Consider the following 5,309-nt stretch of genomic DNA (forward strand, 5'->3'; position numbering starts at 1 on the left):
GGCCGGCCTCGGCGACGTACAGGGTGCTACCGCGGAACGACAGCTGGCGGGGGTTGTCGAGGCCGGAGGCGACGACGTCCCACTCTGCGGCCGAGGCGGGTGGTGTGAGGAACGTGGTTGCGATCGCCACCGCGGTTGCGGTGGCTGCGAGTGTTCCGAGACGGCGAGCAGATGATGTGCTGGGTCTCATGGGTCCTCCCGGGCCGCTGAGTGATGGACATGTGAGCGGGGGGAAGGGGGACTGTCGCCGACTATGCTCCGGCTCCGCCGGGGCGTCAACCGGGCTAGACCGGTGCTGCGCGAGGGATCGCCGGTGCGACGGTACGGTCGGACGGATGAGTGCGATCAGGGTGTCGGGACCCGTCCTGCCCGACGGTGAGCCGCGCGACCTGTACGTCGTCGACGGGCGAGTCACCTACGAGCGGCAGTCCGGCGCCGAGACGGTCGCCGAGGGATGGGTCGTCCCCGGACTGGTCGACGCACACTGCCACCTCGGGCTCGACGACTTCGGCGCCACCACCGACGAGGAGACCGAGCAGCAGGCGGTCGAGGACCGGGACGGTGGCGCACTGCTGATCCGCGACGCCGGCAGCGCCGCGGACACCCGCTGGGTGCAGTCGAGGGACGACCTGCCGCGGTTGATCCGCTGCGGCCGCCACATCGGGCGGACCAAGCGATACATCCGCAACTACGCGCACGAGGTCGAGCCGCCCGAGCTGCCGGTGTACGCCGCCCAGGAGGCTCGCAACGGCGACGGGTGGATCAAGCTGGTGGGGGACTGGATCGACCGCGACGTGAGTGACCTCGCGCCAAGCTTCCCGGCGGATGCGTTCGCCGCCGCGATCGAGGCGGCGCACGCCGAGGGTGCGAAGGTCACGGCGCACTGCTTCGGGCCGGACGTGTTGCCCGGCCTGATCCGCGCCGGCATCGACTGCATCGAGCACGGCACCGGCCTCTCCGAGGACCTGGTCGACGAGATGGTGGCGCGGGGCACGGCGCTCGTCCCGACGATCATGCAGCTGGACAAGTTCCCCGAGCACGCCGCGGCGGGCGCGGCGCGCTTCCCCGACTACGCAGCGACCATGAACCGTCTCTACGAGCGGATGCCGACGACGATCATGGCGGCGTACGAGGCGGGCGTGCCCATCTACGCCGGCTCCGACGGCGGCGGCATCAGTCGCCACGGGAACATCGCGGGCGAGGTGGCAGCGCTTCACCGGATCGGGATCCCGGCCCGCGAGGCGCTGGCGGCAGCGAGCTGGCGGGCGCGGGAGTGGCTCGGCCATCCCGGGCTGGATGAGGGTGACCCGGCCGACCTGGTCGTCTACCCCCGTGACCCGGTTGCCGACCTCAGCGTGCTGCGGCAGCCCAGTCGGATCCTGCTTCGGGGCCGCGTCGTCGCCTGAGGCGCTTGCGATTCAGTCGCGCGCTCGGCGCTGCGACGGCAGCCGCCGGCGCACCGACCCTGGAAGGTCACCACCGGGTAGATCGTCGCCGCGCCGCGACCGGTGGTGCTCCCGCGCGCGCCCGCCCTGCTGATCGGTCCACAGCTGCTGGATGACCACTCCGACGTACCGCATCGTGATTCGCCTCCTGCGGGTCGCGCTCTGCGACACCAATCAACACGTTACGCCGGTGTCGGCGTGGATGCAACCACTAAACGGGCTATGCTGGTGTCGTAGACCAGAGGAGTGACATGGAGCCAGCTGTCCCCGACGTGCCCCGCCCGATCGCTGTGGTGCGCGACTTCGTCAACACCACCGATCGGGAGACCGGCACCGACGAGCTCTCCTCACCGACCGAGCTCACCCGCTACCTCGTCGACCAGGGTCTGATGTCGCGCGCCCGCCGCGCCACCGCCGAGGATCTGCAGGCGGCGACCCGGCTGCGCACCGGGCTGCGACGGGCGCTCGAGCTCAACCACGACGGCGATGATGCTGCGCTGCCCGAGCTGGCGGACGCGCTCGCGGACCTCCCGGTGGTGCTCACATGGGCCGCCCAGGGCACCGAGCTGACGACCACCGATCCGGGGGTGCGAGGCGGGCTGGCCCGGATCGCGATCGCCGCCCACCAGGCGGTGGCCGAAGGCGTCTGGTGGCGCCTGAAGATCTGTGCATGGGACGAGTGCGAGTGGGCCTACTACGACCACTCCAAGAACCGGTCGCGGAACTGGTGCGAGTACGGCTGCGGCAACAAGGTGAAGACCCGGGCGTACCGGGCTCGCAAGGCGGCGGCGACCGCGGGCTGAGCCCACCAGCCTGGATTCGGCTCCGCCCAGGGCCCTCTGGCACAATGGCGCGCTGAGTCGTGCGTGGTCCTGGACCCTCTCATCCGGAGCCCGCCCGCCCATCGAGGAACTCGGCCTGGTCCCCACCCGGCGTACGGGCCTCACCACCACACAACGTTCGAGGAGACACCACAGACGTGGCCGTCAAGATTCGTTTGAAGCGCCTGGGCAAGGTCCGGGTGCCGCAGTACCGCATCGTCGTCGTCGACTCGCGCAAGAAGCGCGACGGTCGCGTGCTCGAGGAGATCGGCAAGTACCACCCCAAGGAGGACCCGTCGTACATCGACGTCGTCTCCGAGCGGGCGCAGTACTGGCTCGGCGTGGGCGCCCAGCCCACCGAGGCGGTCGAGACCATCCTCAAGATCACCGGCGACTGGCAGAAGCACAAGGGCCTGTCGGGCACGGAGGGTCGGCTCAAGGTGGCCGAGCCGAAGCGCGACAAGACCGAGATCTTCAACGAGGCCCTCAAGGACGCCGCGAAGGAGCCCAAGGGCGCCGCGGTGACCAAGAAGGCGTCCAAGAAGGCCGCTGCGCCTGCCGAGGACAAGGCCGAGGAGCCGAAGGCCGAGGAGCCGAAGGCCGAGGAGCCGAAGGTCGAGGAGCCGAAGGTCGAGGAGCCGAAGCCCGCTGAGCCCCCGGCCGAGGAGACCCCGGCCGAGGTGCCCGCGTCCGAGACTCCGGAGGGTGCCGCCGAGCAGGCGGAGGCCGCCGAGGAGATCACGGCCGAGGACGCCGGCAAGAGCGAGGCCTGACCAGCGTGCTGCCCGAAGCCCTGGAGCACCTCGTCCGCGGGGTCGTCGACCACCCGGACGACGTGACCGTCCGCGACAAGCAGCTGCGACGCGGCTCGCTCCTCGAGGTCCGGGTCCACCCCGACGATCTCGGCAAGGTGATCGGACGCGGCGGTCGCACGGCCACCGCGTTCCGCACCGTGATGTCGGCGCTCGCCGGACGCGGCGGCGCGCGGATCGACTTCGTCGACGTCGACCGCGGCCGCTGAGGCCCGGTCGCGACCAGCAGCTGCACACCGACGACGGGTGCCCTCCCTCGGGGAGCGGCACCCGTCGTCGTCGGTGTGAGTCCACCCGTAGCCTGAGCCCGTGGACAGCATCGAGGTCGTCGTGGGCCGGATCGGCCGACCACACGGGCTCCGGGGGGAGGTCACCGTCGACGTCCGCACCGACGAGCCCGAACGTCGGTATGCCGTGGGAGCGACGCTCCGAGCCGAGTCGCCGTCCGGTTCGGCGAACCGGCTGACCTCGCTCACGGTCCAACGGACCCGCTGGCACCAGGGCCGACTGCTCGTCACGTTCGACGAGATCGCGGACCGCGGCGCGGCCGAGGCGGCCCGCGGCCTGGTCCTCCACACCACGGTCGACGCCGCCGAGCGGCCGGCCGACCCCGACGAGTTCTACGACCACCAGCTGGTCGGGCTCACCGCGTACGACGAGCACGGGGTCCGCCTCGGGGAGGTGGCCGCCCTGGTCCACGGCGGTGCCCAGGACCTGCTCACGGTGCGCACGGACGACGGTCGTGAGGCCCTCGTCCCGTTCGTCAAGGCGCTCGTTCCCGAGGTCGACCTGGCGGCCCGGCGGGTCGTGGTTGCCGACCGGCCGGGCCTCGTGGCGCCACTCCCGGAGGATGTGTGACACGAGCTCCGGGCGGGCTCCTTTACCACAGGTCTGAGTGGCTCGGGAAATCGCCACGCGTGCTCCCGGCACGGCCCGCAGACCGGTCGCTAACGGGACGGTGGACAGGTGGATACAGTCCGATAACGATGGCCTCCCGGGTGCTTGCCCTCCTTTGTGACAGGGGACATGGTTGGCGGCGCTAAGCGTTTCATGCGCACTTTTCCTCAAGGAGGACCTATGAAGGTCAGGACGCCTTTGCGCGCGACCGCCGTTGCCGCGGCGCTCGTGCTGGGGCTCGCCGCCTGTGGCGGCGGAAGCGACGACCCGGAATCGGAGGACCCGGCAGCGGAGCCCACCGGTGCGGCCGGCGGTGAGTACATCGCTGAGGTCACCGAGCCGACGTTCCTCGCGCCCGCCTCGAACTGCTACGAGTCCGAGTGCTCCGCGATTCTCGACATGGTCAACGACCCCCTCGTCACCACGGACAACGAGAGCGGCGAGCTGGTCTTCGACGGTCTCGCCGAGAGCATCGAGCCGAACGAAGAGCAGACCGTCTGGACCGTGACCCTCAAGGAGGGCCGCACCTTCCAGAACGGCGAGCCCGTCGACTCCGAGTCGTTCGCCCGGGCGTGGAACTACTCGCAGAACCCCAAGAACGCGCAGGCGACCGCCGGCTTCATGGCCCGCATCCAGGGCGCCGGCGAGGGCAAGGAGATGGCCGGCTTCAAGGTCGTCGACGAGCGCACCTTCGAGGTCACCCTCAACGGCCCGTTCTCGCAGTTCGGTCAGCAGATGTCCTACGCCCCGGCCTTCGCGCCCATGGCGCAGGAGTGCCTCGACGACCTGAAGGCCTGCAACGAGCAGCCGATCGGCACCGGTCCGTACATGATGGACGGCCCGTGGCAGCACGACGAGGCGATCACGGTCACCCGCTGGGAGGACTACGCCGGTGAGCAGGTGGGCCAGGCCGACAAGGTCACCTTCCAGATGTTCACCGACCCGACCGCCGCGTTCCGTGACTTCCAGAACGGTGGTCTCGACGTGATCAGCCTGGCTCCCGAGGTCTACCTCGAGGCCAAGGGCCAGTTCGGCGACGCCATCCTCGAGGAGCCGACCGCGTCCCTGACGTACCTGGGCTTCCCGGTCAACGAGGCGCCGTACGACAACAAGGAGCTCCGCCAGGCGATCTCGATGTCGATCGACCGGCAGCTGATCGTGGACCAGGTCCTCAACGGTCTGGCCTACCCGTCCACCGACATCGTCACCCCGCCGATCCCCGGCTCGCGTGACGACGCCTGTGGCTACTGCGTCTACGACCCGGAGCAGGCGAAGCAGCTGCTGGAGGAGTCGGGCGTCGACCCGAACCAGACCCTGCAGTACTACTTCAACGC

General features: G+C 70.3%; 7 protein-coding genes. 6 read left to right on the forward strand and 1 reads right to left on the reverse strand.

Going from position 1 to position 5,309, the window contains the following annotated elements; genetic code table 11:
* The first annotated feature begins 335 nt into the window (after positions 1-335).
* Complete coding sequence (locus tag VFZ39_RS01870) at positions 336-1,406, forward strand: amidohydrolase family protein (protein WP_330864021.1); 1,071 nt, start codon at positions 336-338, stop codon at positions 1,404-1,406.
* Between the two features lie 12 nt (positions 1,407-1,418).
* On the opposite strand, the gene VFZ39_RS01875 is transcribed toward VFZ39_RS01870, so the two are convergent.
* Positions 1,419-1,580 carry a hypothetical protein gene (locus VFZ39_RS01875; RefSeq protein WP_330864022.1) on the reverse strand — a complete coding sequence of 54 codons (162 nt, stop codon included), beginning with the start codon at positions 1,578-1,580 and terminating at the stop codon, positions 1,419-1,421.
* A 116-nt stretch (positions 1,581-1,696) separates the two neighbouring features.
* Between VFZ39_RS01875 and VFZ39_RS01880 the strand changes: the two genes are divergently transcribed.
* From VFZ39_RS01880 to VFZ39_RS01900, 5 genes are all read left to right on the forward strand, one after another.
* Positions 1,697-2,248, forward strand: coding sequence for a CGNR zinc finger domain-containing protein (locus VFZ39_RS01880; protein WP_330864023.1), 552 nt, complete (start codon positions 1,697-1,699; stop codon positions 2,246-2,248).
* Between the two features lie 176 nt (positions 2,249-2,424).
* Positions 2,425-3,039, forward strand: coding sequence for a 30S ribosomal protein S16 (rpsP, locus tag VFZ39_RS01885; RefSeq protein WP_330864024.1), 615 nt, complete (start codon positions 2,425-2,427; stop codon positions 3,037-3,039).
* A 5-nt stretch (positions 3,040-3,044) separates the two neighbouring features.
* Entirely contained in the window at positions 3,045-3,287 is a 243-nt protein-coding gene (locus VFZ39_RS01890; RefSeq protein WP_330864025.1) for an RNA-binding protein, read from the forward strand.
* A gap of 100 nt (positions 3,288-3,387) precedes the next feature.
* The gene (rimM, locus tag VFZ39_RS01895) at positions 3,388-3,936 is read left to right on the forward strand and encodes a ribosome maturation factor RimM (RefSeq protein WP_330864026.1); all 549 of its coding nucleotides are present in this window, start codon (positions 3,388-3,390) and stop codon (positions 3,934-3,936) included.
* 219 nt (positions 3,937-4,155) lie between these two features.
* On the forward strand, positions 4,156-5,309 hold a 1,154-nt coding region (locus VFZ39_RS01900), incomplete at its 3' end, for an ABC transporter substrate-binding protein (protein ID WP_330864027.1).

Source organism: Nocardioides sp. (assembly GCF_036374615.1).
Lineage (GTDB): Bacteria > Actinomycetota > Actinomycetes > Propionibacteriales > Nocardioidaceae > Nocardioides.